General features: G+C 68.7%; 1 protein-coding gene and 3 pseudogenes. All 4 read right to left on the minus strand.

All coding sequences use genetic code 11. From position 1 onward, the window contains the following. Positions 1-500 (minus strand): transposase (locus FF86_RS53770; protein ID WP_242419191.1); only part of this gene is annotated, 500 nt, incomplete at both ends. Positions 501-518: 18 nt separating this feature from the next. After that, positions 519-617, minus strand: a pseudogene (locus tag FF86_RS53780) (hypothetical protein); the annotation flags it as partial. A 1-nt stretch (position 618) separates the two neighbouring features. Continuing rightward, a pseudogene (locus FF86_RS53785) lies at positions 619-956 on the minus strand (RNA-guided endonuclease InsQ/TnpB family protein); the annotation flags it as partial. Positions 957-990: 34 nt separating this feature from the next. Then, positions 991-1,110, minus strand: a pseudogene (locus FF86_RS53795) (helix-turn-helix domain-containing protein); the annotation flags it as partial.

Genomic DNA, 1,110 nt, shown 5'->3' on the forward strand with positions numbered 1-1,110 from the left:
GCTTCGCCGCGCGGTGCCGGCACGGGTGCCGGTCTTACCTGCGCTCCACGGGCAGACGCCGCCAGTCCGGCGGCCTTCGCGACGTTGACCGCCGCGTTCACGTCCCTGTCGAGATGCGACCCGCAGGCCGCGCACGTCCACTCCCGGACGTCCAGCGGCTTCGGGCCGTCCTTCACACCGCAGGTCGAACACACCTGCGAGGTGGGCTCGAAGCGACCGATCCGGACGAACACCCGGCCGTACCGGGTGGCCTTGTACTCCAGCATCCCGACGAACGCGGACCATCCGGCGTCGTGCACCGATGTGGCAAGCCGTGTCCGGGCGAGCCCCTTGACCGCAAGATCCTCCACGGCGACCGCTTGGTTCTCGCGGATCAGCCTGGTGGAGAGCTGGTGGTGGAAATCGCGCCGTGCGTCGGCCACCCGCGCATGCGCACGGGCGACTTTCAGCCTGGCCTTGGCCCGGTTCGCCGAACCCTTCTTCTTGCGGGACAGGTCCCGNTGAGCCTTCTTCAGCCNCTTCTCGGCCCGGCGAAGAAACCGAGGAGAGTCGATCTTCGTGCCGTCCGAGAGGACCGCGAAGTGCGTCAGCCCAAGGTCGACGCCAATCTCGGCGTGNGAACCCGGAAGGGTTTCCTGCGGCCCGGTCTCGATGACGAAGCTCGCGAAGTACCGGCCCGCGCTGTCCCGGACCACCGTCACCGTGGACGGCGTCGAGGGCAGACGCCGGGACCACTTCACGTCCACGTCGCCGATCTTCGGTAGTCGCAGCTTCCCGCCCGAGGTGAACGACCAGCGGGCGTTCGCGGTGAACCTGACGGCCTGCCGGCTGTCCCGTTTCGACTTGTACCGGGGTGGCCCCATCCTCGGGCGCTTGCCTTTCAACCCGTCGAAGAAGTTCCGGTATGCCGTGTCGAGGTCGCGCAGTGACTGTTGCAGAACGACGGCCGACACCTCNGCGAGCCACGCCCGTTCCGGCGTCCACTTCGCNTCGGTGATCAGCATCTTCGACAGGTCGCCCGACTTCGGGAACGGCAGCCCCGCCGCGCGCGCCGTCTCTCGGGTGCTGAGCGCGTCGTTGTACACCACGCGCGCGCAGCCGAACGCCCGC

The sequence above is a fragment of the Frankia sp. CpI1-P genome, from assembly GCF_001421075.1.
GTDB classification, from domain to species: Bacteria; Actinomycetota; Actinomycetes; order Frankiales; family Frankiaceae; genus Frankia; species Frankia torreyi.